This window comes from Pseudomonas sp. JBR1 (genome assembly GCF_028198185.1).
In the GTDB taxonomy this organism is placed as follows: Bacteria; Pseudomonadota; Gammaproteobacteria; order Pseudomonadales; family Pseudomonadaceae; genus Chryseomonas; species Chryseomonas oryzihabitans_E.
This window is the reverse complement of sequence record NZ_CP116340.1, coordinates 491,171-507,475: the sequence shown is the minus strand read 5'-3', so window position 1 is coordinate 507,475 and position 16,305 is coordinate 491,171. Positions and strand designations below refer to the sequence as shown.

The window sequence follows — 16,305 nt, the reverse complement described above, 5'->3', positions numbered from 1 at the left end:
GCAACCTATCGGCGGGCCGTTGTCTTACCTACGCTCTCAGCCCTCTGAAAGGACTCTGTCCATGCGTTTTACGTTGCGCGTCGCCGCCCTGCTGGGCGCGCTGTTTTGCAGTCTCTGCGGTACCGCGCAGGCGGCAGCCGAAGTGGATGCCGCCACCTATGGCTATCCCCTGGTCAATCCTTTCGAGGCCACCATCGTCACCACGCCGGAAAAATTCCGGCCGGAGCTGCCGCCCGAAAGCACCATCGACCAGGACGACTACAGCATCAACCTGCGTCCGGAACGGGAATATCAGCTGCCCGGCAACTTCTGGCCGGTCAAGAAATTCCACTACCGCCTCGCTCGCCAGGACCATCCGGCGCCGCTGATCTTCCTCATCGCCGGCACTGGCGCCAATTATTCCTCCAGCACCCAGGAATACCTGAAGCGGCTCTATTACGCCGCCGGCTACCACGTGGTGCAGCTGTCCTCGCCCACCAGCTGGGACTTCATGGTATCGGTCTCGCGGACCGCTACCCCGGGCTACACCCCGCATGACGCCGAGGATCTCTATCGCGCCATGCAGGCGGTACGTGCCCAGCATCCCAAGCTGCCGGTTACCGATTACTACCTGACCGGCTACAGCCTGGGTGGCCTGGATGCGGCCTTCGTCTCCTACCTCGACGAGAGCCAGCGCAGCTTCAATTTCAAGAAGGTGCTGATGGTGAATCCGCCGGTCAATCTGCTGACCTCGGTGCGCAACCTCGATCGCCTGGTACAGACCGAAGTGAAGGGCGTGACCAACAACCGCACCTTCTACGAACTCATCCTGGCGAAGCTGACCCGCTACTTCCAGGAAAAGGGTTATGTCGACTTCAATGACGCCGTGGTGCGCGACTTCCAGCGTTCGCCAGAGCGCCTGAGCAACGAAGAACTGGCCATGCTCATCGGCTCGTCCTTCCGCTTCTCGGCAGCAGACATCGCCTTCACCTCTGACCTGATCAATCGTCGCGGTCTGATCACCCCGCCGACCTACCCCATCACCGAAGGCACCAGCCTGACGCGCTTCTTCGCCCGCTCGCTGCAGTGCGATTTCGACTGCTACATGACCGAGCAGGTGATGCCGTTCTGGCAGAAGAACTTCAAGGGGCAGAACCTTGACGATCTGGCGCGCAAATCCAGTCTGACGGCCCTTGAGGACTACTTGAAGAGCAGCCCCAAGATCGGCGTCATGCATAATGCCGACGACATCATTCTCGGCCCGGGCGACCTCGGTTTCCTGCGCAAGACCTTTGGCGATCGCTTGACCGTCTACCCCCACGGCGGCCATTGCGGCAATCTCAACTACCGCGTCAATGCGAACGCCATGCTGGAGTTCTTCGCCCGTGGTTAAGTCCCTGCTCGCTCTTCTTCTGCTGGCCAGTGCCTCTGTCTTCGCTGCCGAATCGAGCCCGTTGCCCTCCTCGTCGCTGACCATCGGCTCGGACACCATGCCGGCCGCACCGGTCGGGGCCGACGGTTTCAGCAATCCGCTCTCGACGCTCAAGTACAACTCGGGACTGGACCAACGCGAATTCGAACGAGCTTCCCTGGTCGCCCTGGACGTCTACGATCCGCTCGAATCCTGGAACCGCCACGTCTATCACTTCAACTACCGACTGGATGAGTGGGTACTGCTACCAGTGGTCAATGGCTACCGCTGGATCACGCCGCGCTTCGTCCGCTCCGGCGTGAGCAACTTCTTCAGCAACCTGGGTGATGTCAACAACCTGCTCAACAGTGTCCTGCAGTTCAAGGGCCGTCGTGCCCTGGACACCACCGGCCGGCTGCTGCTCAACACCACCATCGGGGTGTTCGGCCTCTGGGATCCGGCCACCAAGGTGGGCCTCATCAAGCAACCGGAAGACTTTGGCCAGACCCTGGGCTTCTACGGAGTCGGCAATGGTCCCTACCTGATGCTGCCGATCCTCGGTCCGTCCAACCTGCGCGATACCGGCGGGCTGGCGGTGGATTTCGCCGCGGAGAGTCAGGTGAACTTCCTCAACGTCAACGACGAGAGCAGTCGCCATCCGGAGATCATGGTGTTGCGTGGTATCAACCTGAGATACGTCACCGACATGAGATACGGCCAGCTGAATTCGCCGTTCGAGTACGAGAAGATCCGCTACTTCTACACCAAGGCGCGTGAACTGCAGATCGCCGAGTAAGCGTCAGCCCCCGGCGAGAAAGCTGTGGAGTTCCGGTAAGCGGGCTTGGGCATCGGCCCGGCCCAGCGCCATGAGCTCCTGGCAGTAGGCCGACTCGAACAGCAGATAACTCAGCAAGGCGCTGCCCGAAGGCCGGTTCACGCCGACGCCCCGCAGCAACTGCCGCAATGCTGGCGGCAGGCGTTTGCGGTGGCGGGTGGCGATGTCGGCGAGCGGCTGGCTTGGCGAGATCACCAGCATTTCCACTGGGCGGCAGAAGCGCCCGGTGACCGGATCACCGGCCGGCAAGGCGCTGCTGAGCAGATTGAGTCGCCGCAGGGTTTCGGTATCGCTATCGAGGGCATCGACGAAGGTACTGTTGAGCAGATGCCCACCGATCTGCGCCACCGAGGGCGGCCGCCCCTGCAGACCTAGCTCGTTACCACCCGGGGCACCGAGCCCTATCACCAGGATTCGATCCGCCCCCAGATGCAGCGCCGGACTGATGGGCGCCGTCTGCCTGACCGAACCGTCCCCGAGATATTCGCGACCCACCTTGACCGGCGGAAAGAACAACGGAATGGCCGTACTGGCCAGCAGGTGATCGACCGCCAGCCGCGCCGGTACCCCGACCCGGCGATGGCGGAACCAGGGATCGAGCGTGCCATGGCCCTGGTAGAAGGTCATGGCCTGACCCGAGGCATAGCCAAAGGCGGTGACCGCCACCGCCCGCAAGGCGCGCTGGCGCAGGGCGGCGGTGATGCCGGAGAAATCCAGTTCGCGGCTGAGCAGCGCCCGTAGAGGCGCGTTGTCGAGCAAGGCCAGTGGTTCTTGCCGCCAGGCGCCGAACACCGTCTGCAGGCCGAAACGCGCGGCCTGGCGTGTCGCTCCACCCCAGTCGCTGCGATAGATCATCCCGGTTTCCAGCCCTGACCACACCGCTGCCAGGCGCGTTACCGCGCGACCGAAATCCAAGGCACCGCAGGCCAGTACCGCCGCATTGAGGGCGCCAGCCGAGGTACCGACGAGGATGGGAAAGGGATTGTTCGCCGGGGCGCTCAGGGTGTCTGCCACCACCTGCAGCACACCGACCTGGTAAGCCGCGCGGGCACCGCCGCCGGCCAGGATCAGCCCGGTACGCTGCTCGGCGGCGCCACTCATCTAGCGCTTCTTCTTGGGATACAGCTTGGGCTCGCCGGGCGGGCGGGTCTTGAAGCGCCGATGGGCCCAGAGGTATTGCTCCGGCAGCTGGCTGACGCACCGCTCGACCCACCGATTGATGCGCAGGCAATCGGCTTCCTCGCTCTCGCCAGGAAAGTCGGCCAGGGGCGGATGGACGACCAGCCGGTAGCCCGAGCCATCCGCCAGGCGCTCCTGGGTGAAGGGCAGCACCCGCGCCCGTCCTAGCCGCGCGAACTTGGTGGTGGCCGTGACGGTGGCCGCAGGAATGCCGAACAGGGGCACGAACAGGCTCTGCTTGGCGCCATAGTCCTGGTCGGGCGCATACCAGATCGCCCGCCCGGCCCGCAGGACCTTGAGCATGGCACGGACGTCTTCGCGCTCAATGGCAGTGGCGTCCAGGTTGTGACGCTCGCGACCGCGGCGCTGGATGAAGTCGAACACCGGATTCTTGTGCTGGCGGTACATGCCGTCGATGGTATGCCGCTGCCCGAGGAGCGCCGCGCCGATTTCCAGAGTGGTGAAATGCAGTGCCATGAGGATGACGCCCTGCCCGTCGCGCTGGGCGGCCTGCAGATGCTCGATGCCCTCGATATGGGCCAGCCGGGCCAGGCGCTGACGCGGCCACCACCAGCTCATGGCCATTTCCAGCAGGGCCATGGCGCTGCTGGCGAAGTTACGGCGTAGCAGCCGATCGCGTGCCCGCTCGTCGAGCTGGGGAAAACAGAGCTCCAGGTTTCGACGGGCAATGGCCCGCCGCTGACCGGCAACGTGATAGAAGATCCAGCCAAGCCCTTGGGCCAGGCGCAGCAGCGCGGCATAGGGCAATTGGACCAGCAGCCAGAGCAGGCCAAGCCCCAGCCAGAGCGGCCAATACCGTGGATTGAGAAAGGCGAGGCGGAAAGACGGCCGCTCCATCGGAACTCCTGCATGAAAAAGTCGCGCCATTCTACAGGCCTCGCGCAGATTTCCCGTAGCCTTCACAGTCACGGCCCCCGTCGCCCGACGAGGGTTGCGACACGCAGGGCATCCCGCTATAAGTCCCGCCATCCAAGCACAAGTATCCACTATGACCGCAGCCGATCCTTCCGAAAGCGACTCCGTCTTCCAGCTCAAGGGCAACATGCTCGCCGTGACCGTGCTGGAGCTTCTCCGCAACGACCTGGGGCGCCTGGACCGGCAACTGGCCCAGAAAGTCGCTCAGGCACCCAATTTCTTCCAGGAAACACCGCTGGTGCTCGGCCTGGACAAGCTCGCCGACGATGCCGGTCCGCTCGACCTGGGCGCCCTCCTCGACCTCTGCCGCCGCCATGGCCTGCGCACCCTGGCCCTGCGTGCCAGCCGCAGCGGGGATCTGGCCGCCGCCAACGACTACGACCTGCCGATCCTGCCGCCCAGCTCCGGCGGTCGTGAGCGCCAGGTCGATCCGCGTGACCGCGAGCCGGTCAAGCCAGCCGAACCTGTCGTACCGCCCGCCCCGGCGATCAATCCGACCAAGATCATCACCGCGCCGGTGCGCGGTGGGGTGCAGCTCTATGCCCCGGCCGGCGATCTGGTGGTGCTGGCGCCGGTCAGCCCCGGCGCGGAACTGCTCGCCGACGGCAACATCCACGTCTACGGCCCCATGCGTGGCCGTGCCCTGGCTGGCGTCAAAGGTGATACAAAAGCGCGGATTTTCTGTCAGCAGCTGACCGCGGAACTGCTGTCCATCGCCGGCCAGTACAAGGTCGCCGAAGACCTGCGACGCCATCCGCAATGGGGCAATCCGGTACAGGTCGCTTTGGTGGGAGATGTGTTGAACATCACCCGCCTTTAACGGATAATTTCGCGAATTTTTCGCAATTGGCGCCTAAACCGCCAAGGGCAATACGAAGCGCGACACTGCCTGCAATCTCGTTACCGAGGGCACCGAGTCGCTTCAGTTATTACTTTCGATCAAGGTGAATCAGTTTGGCCAAAGTACTCGTAGTCACCTCCGGCAAGGGCGGCGTCGGCAAGACCACCAGCAGCGCTGCCATCGGTACCGGTCTCGCTCTGCGCGGCCACAAGACCGTCATCGTCGACTTCGACGTTGGCCTGCGTAACCTCGACCTGATCATGGGTTGCGAGCGCCGGGTGGTGTATGACTTCGTCAACGTGATCAACAACGAAGCCACCCTGAGCCAGGCCCTGATCAAGGACAAGCGTCTCGAAAACCTGTTCGTGCTGGCTGCCAGCCAGACCCGCGACAAGGACGCCCTGACCCAGGACGGCGTCGAGCGCGTGATCAACGAACTCAAGCAGACCTTCGACTTCATCGTCTGCGACTCCCCCGCCGGGATCGAGAAGGGTGCCCACCTGGCGATGTACTTCGCCGACGAGGCCATCGTGGTCACCAACCCCGAGGTCTCCTCGGTGCGTGACTCCGACCGCATGCTCGGCCTGCTGGCCAGCAAATCGCGCCGCGCCGAAAAGGGCGAGGAAGCCATCAAGGAGCACCTGCTGCTGACCCGCTACAACCCCGAGCGCGTCACCAAGGGCGAGATGCTTGGCGTCGAGGACGTGGAAGAGATCCTGTCCATTCGCCTGCTCGGCGTGATCCCCGAATCCCAGGCGGTGCTCAAGGCCTCGAACCAAGGCATTCCGGTGATTCTCGACGAACAGAGCGACGCCGGTCAGGCTTACAGTGATACCGTGGAGCGACTGCTCGGCAAGGAAGTGGCCTATCGCTTCCTCGACGTGAAGAAGAAAGGCTTCCTGCAACGTCTGTTCGGGGGTGGTGCCGAATGAACATCTTCGACTTCTTTCGCGACCGGAAGAAGCAGAACAGCGCTTCGATAGCCAAGGAACGGCTACAGATCATCGTGGCCCACGAGCGTGGTCGCCACGAGCAGCCGGACTATCTGCCGCAGTTGCAGAAGGACCTGCTGGAAGTGATCCGCAAGTACGTGCCCATCGAGCAGGACCAGATCCAAGTGGAGCTGGAAAACCAGGGCAGCTGCTCCATCCTCGAACTCAACATCACCCTGCCCGACCGCTAACGCGAATCAGGCAGGACAGCGGCGGCCCCAGGGCCGCCGTTGGCGTTTGAGCCATGTCGAATTCCTGGCATCTGCCAAGCGGACGCAGGATTCGAAGCCAGGCCTCTAGGAATCCCATGCCTCTCTCCAACATCCGCATCATTCACCAGGACGACGCCCTGCTGGTGGTCGACAAGCCCACCCTGCTGCTGTCGGTCCCTGGTCGCGCCGAAGACAACCGCGACTGCCTGGTGACCCGTCTGCAGGAAAACGGCTATCCCGAGGCGCGCATCGTCCACCGCCTGGACTGGGAAACCTCCGGTGTCATCGTACTGGCGCGGGATGCCGACAGTCATCGCGAACTGTCGCGGCAGTTCCATGATCGCGAGACGGAAAAGGCCTATACCGCCCTGTGCTGGGGCGAGCCGGACGCCAACAGCGGCCGCATCGAATTACCGCTGCGCTACGACCCGCCGACCAAGCCGCGCCACGTGGTGGATCACGAACTGGGACGTCACGCCTTGACCTTCTGGCAGGTGCTGGAACGCCATGGTCATTACAGCCGGGTGGAGCTCACCCCTATCACCGGACGGTCGCATCAGCTGCGGGTCCATATGCTGAGCATCGGGCACCCCCTGCTGGGCGATCAGCTCTATGCCCAGGGCGATGCCCTTTCCGCCCAACCGCGCCTTTGCCTGCACGCCAGCCTGCTGGCATTGACCCATCCCGTCTCGGGCGAGCGCATGAGCTTCACCAGTCCCGCCCCCTTCTGACCCCCGCTGTCACTGGCATACTGGGCGCTCACCTGAGGAGCGCCCCATGTCCCCCTGGACGTCCTATTACACTGCCACCGCCAACGGCGGTCCGCGCGAGACCCTGTTGCAGGCGCTGGCCAGCTGGACCGCCCCACCCGGGATCGCACTGGACCTGGGCTGCGGCACCGGCCGCGATACCCTCGTCCTGCTGGAGCGGGGTTGGCAGGTGCACGCCGTGGATGCCGAGGCCGAAGCCCTGGGCCTACTGCGGCAGCGAATATCGGATGCGTGGCAGATACGTCTGGAAACCCACCAGGCGCGACTCGAGACCGTTGAACTCCCAAGCAGCGACCTCATCAACGCCAGCTTCGCCCTGCCCTTTTGCGAACCGGCGCGCTTCCCCAACCTCTGGGCGCGGATCAGCGCTGCGGTGCGCCCGGGCGGTCTCTTCTGCGGTCAACTGTTCGGTGAACGGGACAGCTGGGCCAGCAAGGGCGTGACGGTCGTAAAGGCCGCCGAACTGCAGCAGCTGCTGCACGGCTGGGAGGTCCTCCTGCAGCTTGAAGAGGAAGAGGACGGCCATACCCCAATCGGGCGGCCCAAGCACTGGCACATTCACCATCTGGTCCTGCGGCGACGCTGAGCGACCTGCTCTTGGCGCCTGGGCGCTGCGCTCGACTCCCCCGAGTCCAGAACCTAGACTGGACGCCTCGTCGTCCGGAGTCGTCCATGCGTACCGATCAGATCCAAGGCCTCATCGATTTCCTCGCCAGCTCTCCTACCCCCTTCCATGCTACCGCCAGCCTCGCCAGCCGCCTCGAAGCGGCCGGCTATAAGCGCCTGGACGAGCGCGAAAGCTGGTCCGTGCAACCGGGTGGACGCTATTACGTCACCCGCAACGACTCCTCCCTGATCGCCGTGCGCCTGGGCAGCCAGCCGCTGGAGCGCGGTCTGCGCTTGGTCGGCGCCCATACCGACAGCCCCTGCCTCAAGGTCAAGCCGCAGCCGGAGCTCCAGCGACAAGGCTTCTGGCAACTGGGAGTCGAGGTCTATGGCGGCATGCTCATGGCGCCCTGGTTCGACCGCGACCTGTCGCTGGCCGGACGGGTGACCTTCCGCACCGGGGGCCGGGTAAAGAGTCGACTGGTCGATTTCCGCAAGCCGCTGGCGATCATTCCCAACCTGGCCATCCACCTCAACCGCGAGGCCAACCAGGGCTGGGCCATCAACGCCCAGAACGAACTGCCGCCGCTCCTGGCACAGGTCCCTGCCGGCGAACGCCGTGACTTCCGCGCTCTGCTAGCCGCTCGCCTGAAGCAGGAGCACGGCATTGATGATGCCGAGGTGCTGGATTTCGAGCTGAGCTTCTATGACGTTCAACCTGCCGCCCTCATCGGCCTGGACGACGACTTCATCGCGGCAGCCCGCCTGGACAACCTTCTGTCGTGCCATGCCGGCCTCGAGGCCCTGCTGGCGAGCGAAGGTGACGAGAATGCCGTGCTGGTCTGCACCGATCATGAGGAAGTGGGTTCCACCTCCTGCTGCGGCGCCGATGGTCCCTTCCTGGAGCAGGTACTGCAACGCCTACTGCCCGCCGGAGACGCCTTCACGCGCACCCTGCAGCGCTCCCTGCTGATCTCGGCCGACAATGCCCATGGCGTACACCCCAACTATGCCGACAAGCACGATGGCAACCACGGCCCGCGACTGAACGCCGGCCCGGTGATCAAGGTGAATGCCAACCAGCGCTACGCCACCAGCAGCGAAACCGCCGCCTTCTTCCGCGACCTCTGCCAGCGCGAAGAGGTACCGGTGCAGAGCTTTGTGGTGCGCAGCGACATGGGTTGCGGCTCCACCATCGGCCCCATCACCGCCGGCCAGCTGGGGGTGCGCACCGTGGACATCGGCCTGCCCACCTTCGCCATGCACTCCATCCGTGAACTCGCCGGCAGCCGCGACCTGGGTTACCTGATCAAGGTGCTGACGGCCTTCTATGCGAGCAGCGAACTGCCATGCTAGAGACAGTCCGGCATAGCCTAACCGAGGCAAGGGATGCGCTTGACGCTTTGCTCAACGACCAGTCCACTCTAGAGAAAATTTCGGCAGCGGGAACACTACTAGGAGCGAGCTTCGCCAACGGCGGCAAGGCATTTTCCTGCGGCAATGGCGGGTCGATGTGCGATGCCATGCATTTCGCCGAGGAGCTGACGGGCCGCTTTCGCGGGGATCGCCCGGCCATCGCCGCTATGGCCATTTCAGACGCTAGTCATATCACCTGCGTTGCCAATGACTACGGCTATGAACAGGTTTTCTCGCGCTATCTGGAGGCTCACGGACGCTCAGGGGACGTGCTGATCGCGCTAAGCACCAGCGGCAGTAGTCCTAACGTCCTGCGTGCGGCTAAAGTCGCCCGTGATTTAGGGATAGCGGTAGTAACTCTCACGGGCCGTCGCGACTCCCCACTGGAGGCCATTGCAGACATCACTATCTGTACACCCGGCGGCAAATTCGCCGATCGCGTGCAGGAGCTGCACATCAAAGTCCTTCATATCCTTATCGAGCTGGTAGAGCAGAACTTCCGCCTGAAGGCACCTCGACCCTGACCTGGATGGCGTCGTGACGCCAGAATTCCAGGTCGCAGTCGATCAGCCTTCCCTGCTGGTCATGGTTGATGCGGGTGATGTGCAGTGCCGGACTGCCTTGGGCCACCCGCAGGGCCTGGGCGGCCTCCGGCAGCAGCGCCGTGGGCAGGATCTCGAAACGCACCTCGCCGTAGCGGATGTCATAGCGATCGCGGTACAGCTCGGTGAGGGAGCGCTGCAGATCGTGCTCCAGCAAGCCCGGGAAATAGGCGGCATTGAGGTAGTGCTCGACATAGAGCACCAGCCGGCCATCGATGCGCCTTACCCGCCGGATCTGATAGACGCTGGACAGCGCCGGCAACTCCAGCAGGCGACAGACCTCCGCGGACGCCAGCAGCTGTCGCGCCGCCAATACCTCGGTAGCCGGTCGGCGACCCTGGGCTTCGACCATGGCGTGAAAATGGGTGCGCGCCAGGGGGTTATAGGCCAGGCGCGGCGGCGCGACGAACCAGCCACGGCGCTCCTCGCGGTAGATCAGGCCCAGGGCTTCCAGCTGTAGCAAAGCCTCGCGCAGGGTGATGCGGGTGGTGGCGAAGAGTTCGCTCAGCTGGCGCTCGGACGGCAACCGCTCCATGGCCGGCAGCAAGCCATGGGCGATCTGCTCCTGCAGCGCCCGGCGGATGGCGCCCGCACCGGGCGCGCTTTTTTGGACTAGACCAGTTTCGGATTGGTGCACCCGGAGCGCCTCGACTAGGGTTTGCCAGGAGACTAAGACGGCCAGATGACCGCTTGGTGACGACTGCAGCCCCCGTGCCAGCGCCGGAACAAGGCGTATTGCCATCAAATCGTCATACCGGGGTCCTAGATTGGCCTGTGTCTTGCTGACCTAGACCAAGCCCTAACACCCGGAGCGCCCGTATGACCCGTCTGCTTGCTTCCTTGTTGGCCACAGCCGTTGCGGTACAGGCCGGTACCGCCTTCGCCGATACCGCCGATCTCAAAACCCTCGAAGCCGCTGCCCGCAAGGAAGGCGAGGTGAACAGCGTCGGCATGCCCGATACCTGGGCGAACTGGAAAGGGACCTGGCAGGATCTTGCGCAGAAGTACGGGCTCAAGCATCAGGACACCGACATGAGCTCCGCCCAGGAAATCGCCAAGTTCGCCGCCGAAGGCGAGAACGCCTCCGCCGACATCGGTGACGTTGGTGCTTCCTTCGGCCCCATCGCCGTGCAGAAGGGCGTTACCCAGCCCTACAAGCCGAGCACCTGGGACCAGGTGCCGAGCTGGGCCAAGGACAGCGACGGGCACTGGGCGCTGGCCTACACCGGCACCATCGCCTTCATCGTCAACAAGCAGACCGTCAAGGACGTGCCTCACTCCTGGGCCGATCTGCTCAAGGGCAACTACAAGGTCACCATCGGTGACGTCAGTGCCGCCTCCCAGGCGGTGAGCGGCGTGCTGGCCGCGGCCTACGCCAACGGCGGCGACGAGAAGAACATCAAGCCGGCGCTGGATTTCTTCGCCAAGCTGGCCAAGCAGGGCCGCCTGTCCTTCACCAACCCGGTGGTGGCCAACATAGAGAAAGGCGAGGTAGAGGTGGGCGTGGTCTGGGACTTCAATGCCCTGAACTACCGGGACCAGATCGACCGCTCGCGCTTCGAGGTGCTGATCCCTTCCGACGGCTCGGTGACCTCCGGCTACACCACCATCATCAACAAGTACGCCAAGCACCCCAATGCCGCCAAGCTGGCCCGTGAGTACATCTTCTCCGACGCGGGCCAGATCAACCTGGCCGAGGGCTATGCCCGACCGATCCGCGCCGAGCACCTGACCCTGCCGGCGGACGTCCAGGCCAAGCTGCTGGCCCAGGCGCAATACGCCAAGGCGCGCCCCATCACCGACGCCAAGGCCTGGGAAGAGACTTCCAAGCGCCTGCCACGGCTCTGGCAGGAACACGTCCTGATCAACATGCAGCAGTGACGTCATGAAGGTCATCCTGGTCGTGCTGGACGGACTCGCCCTGAGGGTCGCCGAACACGGACTCGGCTTCCTTCAGGCGCTGTGCCTGGCCGGCCGGGGTCGCCTCTACCGCCTGGAGTGCGAGTTGCCTTCGCTCTCCCGGCCGCTCTACGAATGCCTGCTCACCGGGGTGCCACCGGTGAGCAGCGGCATCGTCCATAACGGGGTCAGTCGGCTCTCGACAGAGACCAGCCTGTTCCATCTGGCGCAGGCTGCCGGTCTCACCACCGCAGCGGCGGCTTACCACTGGGTCAGCGAACTCTACAATCGCAGCCCCTTCGAGCCGGGCCGAGACAGGCACGTCACCGACAGCAGCCTGCCGATCCAGTACGGCCACTTCTACTACGCCGACCACTACCCGGATTCCCACCTGTTCGACGACGCCGAGCACCTGCGCCTCGCCCATGCCCCGGACATCCTGCTGGTGCATCCGATGAACATCGACGACGCGGGCCACAAGCACGGTCTCTCCAGCCCCGAATACCGCAATGCCGCGCGCCGCGCCGATGGCCTGTTGTCACACTATCTGCCGGCCTGGCTCGATGCCGGCTACCAGGTGCTGGTGACTGCCGATCACGGCATGAACGACGACCGTAGCCATGGCGGGACCCTACCGGAAGAACGCGAGGTTCCGCTGTTCGCGTTCGGCGAAGGCTTCTCCCTGGGCGAGGCCACGCCGCGGCAGGTGGAGATCTGCGGAACGGTGTGCAGCCTGCTGGGTCTGGCTCACGACAAGCCATTGTGCCGGGAGCTGCTGGCATGAAGCGGCCCTGGCTCGCCCTGCTGTTGATTCTGCCGTTCCTGCTGGTGTTCGGCGCCTTCCAACTGGCGCCCCTGGCCTGGATCGCCTTCAACAGCTTCAACTCCAGCGAAAGCGGCTGGGGCCTGGGCAACTACGGCGAGATTCTCAGCTCGCCCTTCTACCTGCAGGCCATCCGCTTCTCCCTGGAAATCTCGCTCTGGTCCAGCGTCTGCGGCCTGCTCATCGCGCTGCTCGGCGCCTATTCGCTGACCCGGGTGGACTCGCGACTGCGTGGCTTCGTGGTGGCCTTCACCAACATGACCAGCAACTTCGCCGGGGTACCGCTGGCCTTCGCCTTCATCATCCTGCTGGGCATCAACGGCTGCCTGACCCTGGCACTCAAGCAACTGGGGCTGATGGAAAGCTTCAACCTCTACACCAAGGGCGGCCTGATCCTCATCTACACCTACTTCCAGATTCCCCTGGGCGTATTGCTGCTGTTCCCGGCCTTCGAGGCCCTGAAGCAGGACTGGCGCGATGCGGCGGCACTGCTTGGCGCCGGCACCTGGCAATACTGGCGGCACATCGGCCTGCCGGTGCTCAGTCCGGCGCTGGTGGGCACCTTCATCATCCTGCTGGCCAATGCCCTGGGCGCCTACGCCACCGTCTACGCCCTCACCGTCGGCAACTTCAACGTGGTGCCGGTGCGCATCGCCGCCCTGGTCTCCGGCGATATCTATCTGGAACCCAACCTGGCCGCGGCGCTGGCCATGCTGCTGGTGGCCTTCATGACCCTGATCACCCTCGTCCACCAGTGGCTGCTGCGGCGGAGTCGTCATGTCCAGAGCTGAGCGCCTCTATCATCGCCTGGTGGTCTGGCTGCTGTTCCTGATCCTGTTCGCGCCCCTGGCCGCGACGCTGGTCTATTCCCTCGCCACCCAGTGGTCGGCGACCCTGCTGCCGGCCGGCTTCACGTTCAAATGGTACCTGCAGCTGTGGAGCGATCCGCGCTTTCTCGCCGCCTTCGGCCGCTCCCTGGCGATCTGCTTTGGTGCCCTGGCGCTGTCCTGCGTGCTGATCCTGCCCGCCATGTTCGCCATCGCCTACCACTTCCCGCGGCTGGATGCGCTGATGAACGTGCTGATCCTGCTGCCCTTCGCGGTGCCGCCGGTGGTCTCGGCGGTGGGGCTGCTGCAACTCTATGCCGGGGGCCCACTGCCGCTGACCGGCACGCCCTGGATTCTGGTGTTCTGCTATTTCACCATCGCCCTGCCCTTCATGTACCGGGCCATCAGCAACAACCTCCAGGCGCTCAACCTGCGTGACCTGATGGACGCCGCCCACCTGCTTGGCGCCAGTTCCTGGCGCGCGGCCCTGCTGGTGGTACTGCCCAATCTGCGTACCGGGCTGATGGTGGCGCTGTTCCTGTCCTTCTCCTTTCTCATCGGCGAATTCGTCTTCGCCAACCTGCTGGTGGGGACGCGCTACGAGACGTTGCAGATCTACCTCTACAACCTGCGCAACGGCAGCGGCCACCTCACCAGCGCCCTGGTCATCTCCTACTTCTTCGCGGTGCTGCTGATGACCTGGATCGCCAATCGCCTGAATCGGGAGCGGACATGAGCTATCTCGCGGTCAAGGGACTGCACAAGCGCTACGGCGCCAACACCCTGTTCACCGACATCGAGTTCCACGCCGAACAGGGCGAACTCGTCACCCTCCTCGGACCCTCCGGCTGCGGCAAGTCCACCCTGCTGCGCTGCCTGGCCGGCCTCACCGAGGTCGACCGCGGTGCCATCGTGCTGGCCGGCCAGGACATCACCAGGCTGCCACCGCAACGTCGCGGCATCGCCATGGTGTTCCAGAGCTACGCCCTGTTCCCCAACATGACCGTGGAGCAGAACGTCGCCTTCGGTCTGCGCATGCAACGGCTGGCGCGCGACGAAGTTCGCGAGCGGGTCGTGGAGGCCCTGACGCTGGTGGAATTGGAAGGCTTCGCCGCGCGTTATCCGCACCAGCTTTCCGGTGGGCAATGCCAACGGGTGGCCCTGGCACGCTCGCTGATCGTGCGACCGCGCCTGCTGCTCCTGGACGAACCGCTCTCGGCGCTGGATGCGCGCATCCGCCGCCACCTGCGCGAGCAGATCCGCGCCATACAGCAGGAGTTGGGGCTGACCACGGTGTTCGTCACCCATGACCAGGAAGAGGCCCTCACCCTGTCCGATCGCATCGTGCTGATGCGCGAGGGGCGCATCGTCCAGAGCGGCGATGCCGAGACACTCTACACCGCGCCGGTGGATGCCTTCGCCGCTGGCTTCATCGGCAACTACAACCTGCTCAGTGCCGATCAGGCCAGCCGGCTGTTCGGTCAGACCTTCCAGGGACAGGTTGCCATTCGTCCCGAGGCCATTCGCCTGGGCATCCCCGGTGGCTTTGCCGGACGTATCGTCGGCCACAGCCTGCTGGGCAACGTGATCCGCTACCGGGTCGCCACCGAAGCCTGCGAACTCAATGTCGATGTGCTCAACCACGGTCCGACGGCCTTGCAGCCGAACGGTACAGCCGTCACCCTGACCGTCGAATCCGACAGCCTGAGAGAAGTGGCATGACCCTGGCGATTTTCGATCTCGACGAAACCCTTATCGATGGTGACTGCTCGAGCCTCTGGAGCCAGCAGATGGGCGTGCTCGGTTGGGTCGACCGCGAGTCCTTCGTACGACGCGACACCGAGCTGATGACCGCCTACGCCCAAGGCGAACTGGCCATGGAGGACTACATGGCCTTCCACCTCGAACCCCTGGTAGGCCGTACGCCCGAGGAAGTGGATTTCGAGGTCGGGCCCTGGGTCGAGGACGTCATCGAACCCCTGATCTTCAGCGATGCCATGAAGTGCATCGCCGCGCACCGCGCTGCCGGCGACCGGGTGATGATCGTCTCGGCTTCCGGGGTGCATCTGGTGGAGCCCATCGCCGAGCGGCTGGGGGTGGAAGAGGTACTGGCCATCGACTTGCAGGTTAGCCATGGCGTCTACAGCGGCCAGGTGGAAGGCGTCATGACCTACCGTGAAGGCAAGCTGACCCGCCTGCTGGAAGCCCTGGACGGTGACCGCAGTCTGCTGACCAATGCCAGCTTCTATTCCGACTCGCGAAACGACCTGCCGCTGCTCGAAGCGGTCGGCAAACCGCATGTGGTGAATCCGGATCCGGTGTTGCGCGAAAAAGCCGAACAGGCCGGTTGGCCGATCCTCAGCTGGCGGTAGGTCTAACCGGAAGAGTGGATAACGGCGCAGCCTTATCCACGAGTCTGGCATGCCGAAGACATAGTGGAAAACGCGGCGCGGTTTTCCACGCTACGAGATATCGCGGCCACGGGCCGCTCCTACAGGGCTTAGATTTCGTAGGGTGGATAACGGCGCAGCCTTATCCACGAGTCTGGCGCGCCGAAGACATAGTGGAAAACGCGGCGCGGTTTTCCACGCTACGAGATATCGCGGCCAGGGGCCGCTCCTACCGGGCTTAGATTTCGTAGGGTGGATAACGGCGCAGCCTTATCCACGAATCTGGCGTGCCGAAGACATAGTGGAAAACGCGGCGCGGTTTTCCACACTACGAGATATCGCGGCCACGGGCCGCTCCTACAAAGGGCTTAAATTCCGTAGGGTGGATAACGGCGCAGCCTTATCCACGAGTCTGGCATGCCGAAGACATAGTGGAAAACGCGACGCGGTTTTCCACGCTACGAGATATCGCGGCCACGGGCCGCTCCTACAAAGGGCTTAAATTCCGTAGGGTGGATAACGGCGCAGCCTTATCCACGAATCTGGCGTGCCGAAGGCATAGGGGAAAGCGCCGCACGGTTTTCCAC

Annotated in this window: 18 protein-coding genes; 15 read left to right on the top strand and 3 right to left on the bottom strand. The window is 64.1% G+C overall.

Translation table 11 applies throughout. The features are described 5' to 3' along the window. Positions 1-61: 61 nt before the first annotated feature. On the top strand, positions 62-1,372 hold the full coding sequence (locus tag PJ259_RS02470) for an alpha/beta fold hydrolase (RefSeq protein WP_271654592.1): 1,311 nt from the start codon (positions 62-64) through the stop codon (positions 1,370-1,372). A 97-nt stretch (positions 1,373-1,469) separates the two neighbouring features. Then, positions 1,470-2,186, top strand: coding sequence for an MlaA family lipoprotein (locus tag PJ259_RS02465; protein WP_420480512.1), 717 nt, complete (start codon positions 1,470-1,472; stop codon positions 2,184-2,186). A 3-nt stretch (positions 2,187-2,189) separates the two neighbouring features. On the opposite strand, the gene PJ259_RS02460 is transcribed toward PJ259_RS02465, so the two are convergent. Then, positions 2,190-3,326, bottom strand: a complete 1,137-nt coding sequence (locus tag PJ259_RS02460; protein WP_271654591.1) for a patatin-like phospholipase family protein — start codon at positions 3,324-3,326, stop codon at positions 2,190-2,192. Further along, positions 3,327-4,262 carry a lipid A biosynthesis lauroyl acyltransferase gene (locus PJ259_RS02455; RefSeq protein ID WP_271654590.1) on the bottom strand — a complete coding sequence of 312 codons (936 nt, stop codon included), beginning with the start codon at positions 4,260-4,262 and terminating at the stop codon, positions 3,327-3,329. Positions 4,263-4,413: 151 nt separating this feature from the next. On the opposite strand from PJ259_RS02455, the gene minC reads away from it, so the two are divergent. From minC to PJ259_RS02420, 7 genes are all read left to right on the top strand, one after another. Continuing rightward, entirely contained in the window at positions 4,414-5,160 is a 747-nt protein-coding gene (minC, locus tag PJ259_RS02450; protein WP_059314510.1) for a septum site-determining protein MinC, read from the top strand. A 134-nt stretch (positions 5,161-5,294) separates the two neighbouring features. Beyond that, entirely contained in the window at positions 5,295-6,113 is an 819-nt protein-coding gene (minD, locus tag PJ259_RS02445) for a septum site-determining protein MinD (protein ID WP_017642794.1), read from the top strand. Next, a complete protein-coding gene (gene minE, locus PJ259_RS02440) occupies positions 6,110-6,364 on the top strand; it encodes a cell division topological specificity factor MinE (RefSeq protein WP_017642793.1) in 255 nt (84 codons plus the stop codon). Before minD ends, minE begins: the two co-directional genes overlap by 4 nt. A 53-nt stretch (positions 6,365-6,417) precedes the next feature. Continuing rightward, positions 6,418-7,116, top strand: coding sequence for an RluA family pseudouridine synthase (locus PJ259_RS02435; RefSeq protein ID WP_271654589.1), 699 nt, complete (start codon positions 6,418-6,420; stop codon positions 7,114-7,116). Positions 7,117-7,162: 46 nt separating this feature from the next. Then, the gene (locus PJ259_RS02430) at positions 7,163-7,741 is read left to right on the top strand and encodes a class I SAM-dependent methyltransferase (RefSeq protein WP_271654588.1); all 579 of its coding nucleotides are present in this window, start codon (positions 7,163-7,165) and stop codon (positions 7,739-7,741) included. A gap of 86 nt (positions 7,742-7,827) precedes the next feature. After that, positions 7,828-9,117, top strand: coding sequence for a M18 family aminopeptidase (locus PJ259_RS02425; RefSeq protein WP_271654587.1), 1,290 nt, complete (start codon positions 7,828-7,830; stop codon positions 9,115-9,117). Continuing rightward, positions 9,111-9,701 carry an SIS domain-containing protein gene (locus PJ259_RS02420; RefSeq protein ID WP_271654586.1) on the top strand — a complete coding sequence of 197 codons (591 nt, stop codon included), beginning with the start codon at positions 9,111-9,113 and terminating at the stop codon, positions 9,699-9,701. Before PJ259_RS02425 ends, PJ259_RS02420 begins: the two co-directional genes overlap by 7 nt. On the opposite strand, the gene PJ259_RS02415 is transcribed toward PJ259_RS02420, so the two are convergent. Further along, complete coding sequence (locus PJ259_RS02415) at positions 9,652-10,416, bottom strand: UTRA domain-containing protein (protein WP_271654585.1); 765 nt, start codon at positions 10,414-10,416, stop codon at positions 9,652-9,654. The genes PJ259_RS02420 and PJ259_RS02415 overlap by 50 nt on opposite strands. A 182-nt stretch (positions 10,417-10,598) precedes the next feature. Between PJ259_RS02415 and PJ259_RS02410 the strand changes: the two genes are divergently transcribed. Genes PJ259_RS02410 through PJ259_RS02385 form a run of 6 tightly spaced genes read left to right on the top strand, consistent with a single transcriptional unit; the run spans position 10,599 to position 15,700 of the window. Then, the gene (locus PJ259_RS02410) at positions 10,599-11,660 is read left to right on the top strand and encodes an ABC transporter substrate-binding protein (protein ID WP_271654584.1); all 1,062 of its coding nucleotides are present in this window, start codon (positions 10,599-10,601) and stop codon (positions 11,658-11,660) included. 4 nt (positions 11,661-11,664) lie between these two features. Continuing rightward, positions 11,665-12,462 (top strand): alkaline phosphatase family protein, encoded by a 798-nt coding sequence (locus PJ259_RS02405; protein WP_271654583.1) that lies wholly within the window; start codon positions 11,665-11,667, stop codon positions 12,460-12,462. Next, a complete protein-coding gene (locus PJ259_RS02400; RefSeq protein WP_059314503.1) occupies positions 12,459-13,292 on the top strand; it encodes an ABC transporter permease in 834 nt (277 codons plus the stop codon). Before PJ259_RS02405 ends, PJ259_RS02400 begins: the two co-directional genes overlap by 4 nt. Then, entirely contained in the window at positions 13,279-14,064 is a 786-nt protein-coding gene (locus PJ259_RS02395; RefSeq protein ID WP_059314502.1) for an ABC transporter permease, read from the top strand. Before PJ259_RS02400 ends, PJ259_RS02395 begins: the two co-directional genes overlap by 14 nt. Continuing rightward, positions 14,061-15,050 (top strand): ABC transporter ATP-binding protein, encoded by a 990-nt coding sequence (locus PJ259_RS02390; RefSeq protein ID WP_271654582.1) that lies wholly within the window; start codon positions 14,061-14,063, stop codon positions 15,048-15,050. The genes PJ259_RS02395 and PJ259_RS02390 overlap by 4 nt, the downstream gene beginning before the upstream one ends. Next, positions 15,047-15,700 carry an HAD family hydrolase gene (locus tag PJ259_RS02385; protein WP_271654581.1) on the top strand — a complete coding sequence of 218 codons (654 nt, stop codon included), beginning with the start codon at positions 15,047-15,049 and terminating at the stop codon, positions 15,698-15,700. Before PJ259_RS02390 ends, PJ259_RS02385 begins: the two co-directional genes overlap by 4 nt. Positions 15,701-16,305: the final 605 nt, after the last annotated feature.

Bases quoted from the DNA above. Each gene is read 5' to 3' on its own strand.
- PJ259_RS02455 (WP_271654590.1), bottom strand. From the start codon at position 4,262: ATGGAGCGGCCGTCTTTCCGCCTCGCCTTTCTCAATCCACGGTATTGG.
- PJ259_RS02470 (WP_271654592.1), top strand. From the start codon at position 62: ATGCGTTTTACGTTGCGCGTCGCCGCCCTGCTGGGCGCGCTGTTTTGC.
- PJ259_RS02425 (WP_271654587.1), top strand. From the start codon at position 7,828: ATGCGTACCGATCAGATCCAAGGCCTCATCGATTTCCTCGCCAGCTCT.
- PJ259_RS02430 (WP_271654588.1), top strand. From the start codon at position 7,163: ATGTCCCCCTGGACGTCCTATTACACTGCCACCGCCAACGGCGGTCCG.
- PJ259_RS02410 (WP_271654584.1), top strand. From the start codon at position 10,599: ATGACCCGTCTGCTTGCTTCCTTGTTGGCCACAGCCGTTGCGGTACAG.
- PJ259_RS02400 (WP_059314503.1), top strand. From the start codon at position 12,459: ATGAAGCGGCCCTGGCTCGCCCTGCTGTTGATTCTGCCGTTCCTGCTG.
- minE (WP_017642793.1), top strand. From the start codon at position 6,110: ATGAACATCTTCGACTTCTTTCGCGACCGGAAGAAGCAGAACAGCGCT.
- minC (WP_059314510.1), top strand. From the start codon at position 4,414: ATGACCGCAGCCGATCCTTCCGAAAGCGACTCCGTCTTCCAGCTCAAG.
- PJ259_RS02395 (WP_059314502.1), top strand. From the start codon at position 13,279: ATGTCCAGAGCTGAGCGCCTCTATCATCGCCTGGTGGTCTGGCTGCTG.
- PJ259_RS02385 (WP_271654581.1), top strand. From the start codon at position 15,047: ATGACCCTGGCGATTTTCGATCTCGACGAAACCCTTATCGATGGTGAC.
- PJ259_RS02390 (WP_271654582.1), top strand. From the start codon at position 14,061: ATGAGCTATCTCGCGGTCAAGGGACTGCACAAGCGCTACGGCGCCAAC.
- PJ259_RS02405 (WP_271654583.1), top strand. From the start codon at position 11,665: ATGAAGGTCATCCTGGTCGTGCTGGACGGACTCGCCCTGAGGGTCGCC.
- PJ259_RS02465 (WP_420480512.1), top strand. From the start codon at position 1,470: ATGCCGGCCGCACCGGTCGGGGCCGACGGTTTCAGCAATCCGCTCTCG.
- PJ259_RS02435 (WP_271654589.1), top strand. From the start codon at position 6,418: ATGTCGAATTCCTGGCATCTGCCAAGCGGACGCAGGATTCGAAGCCAG.
- PJ259_RS02460 (WP_271654591.1), bottom strand. From the start codon at position 3,326: ATGAGTGGCGCCGCCGAGCAGCGTACCGGGCTGATCCTGGCCGGCGGC.
- PJ259_RS02420 (WP_271654586.1), top strand. From the start codon at position 9,111: ATGCTAGAGACAGTCCGGCATAGCCTAACCGAGGCAAGGGATGCGCTT.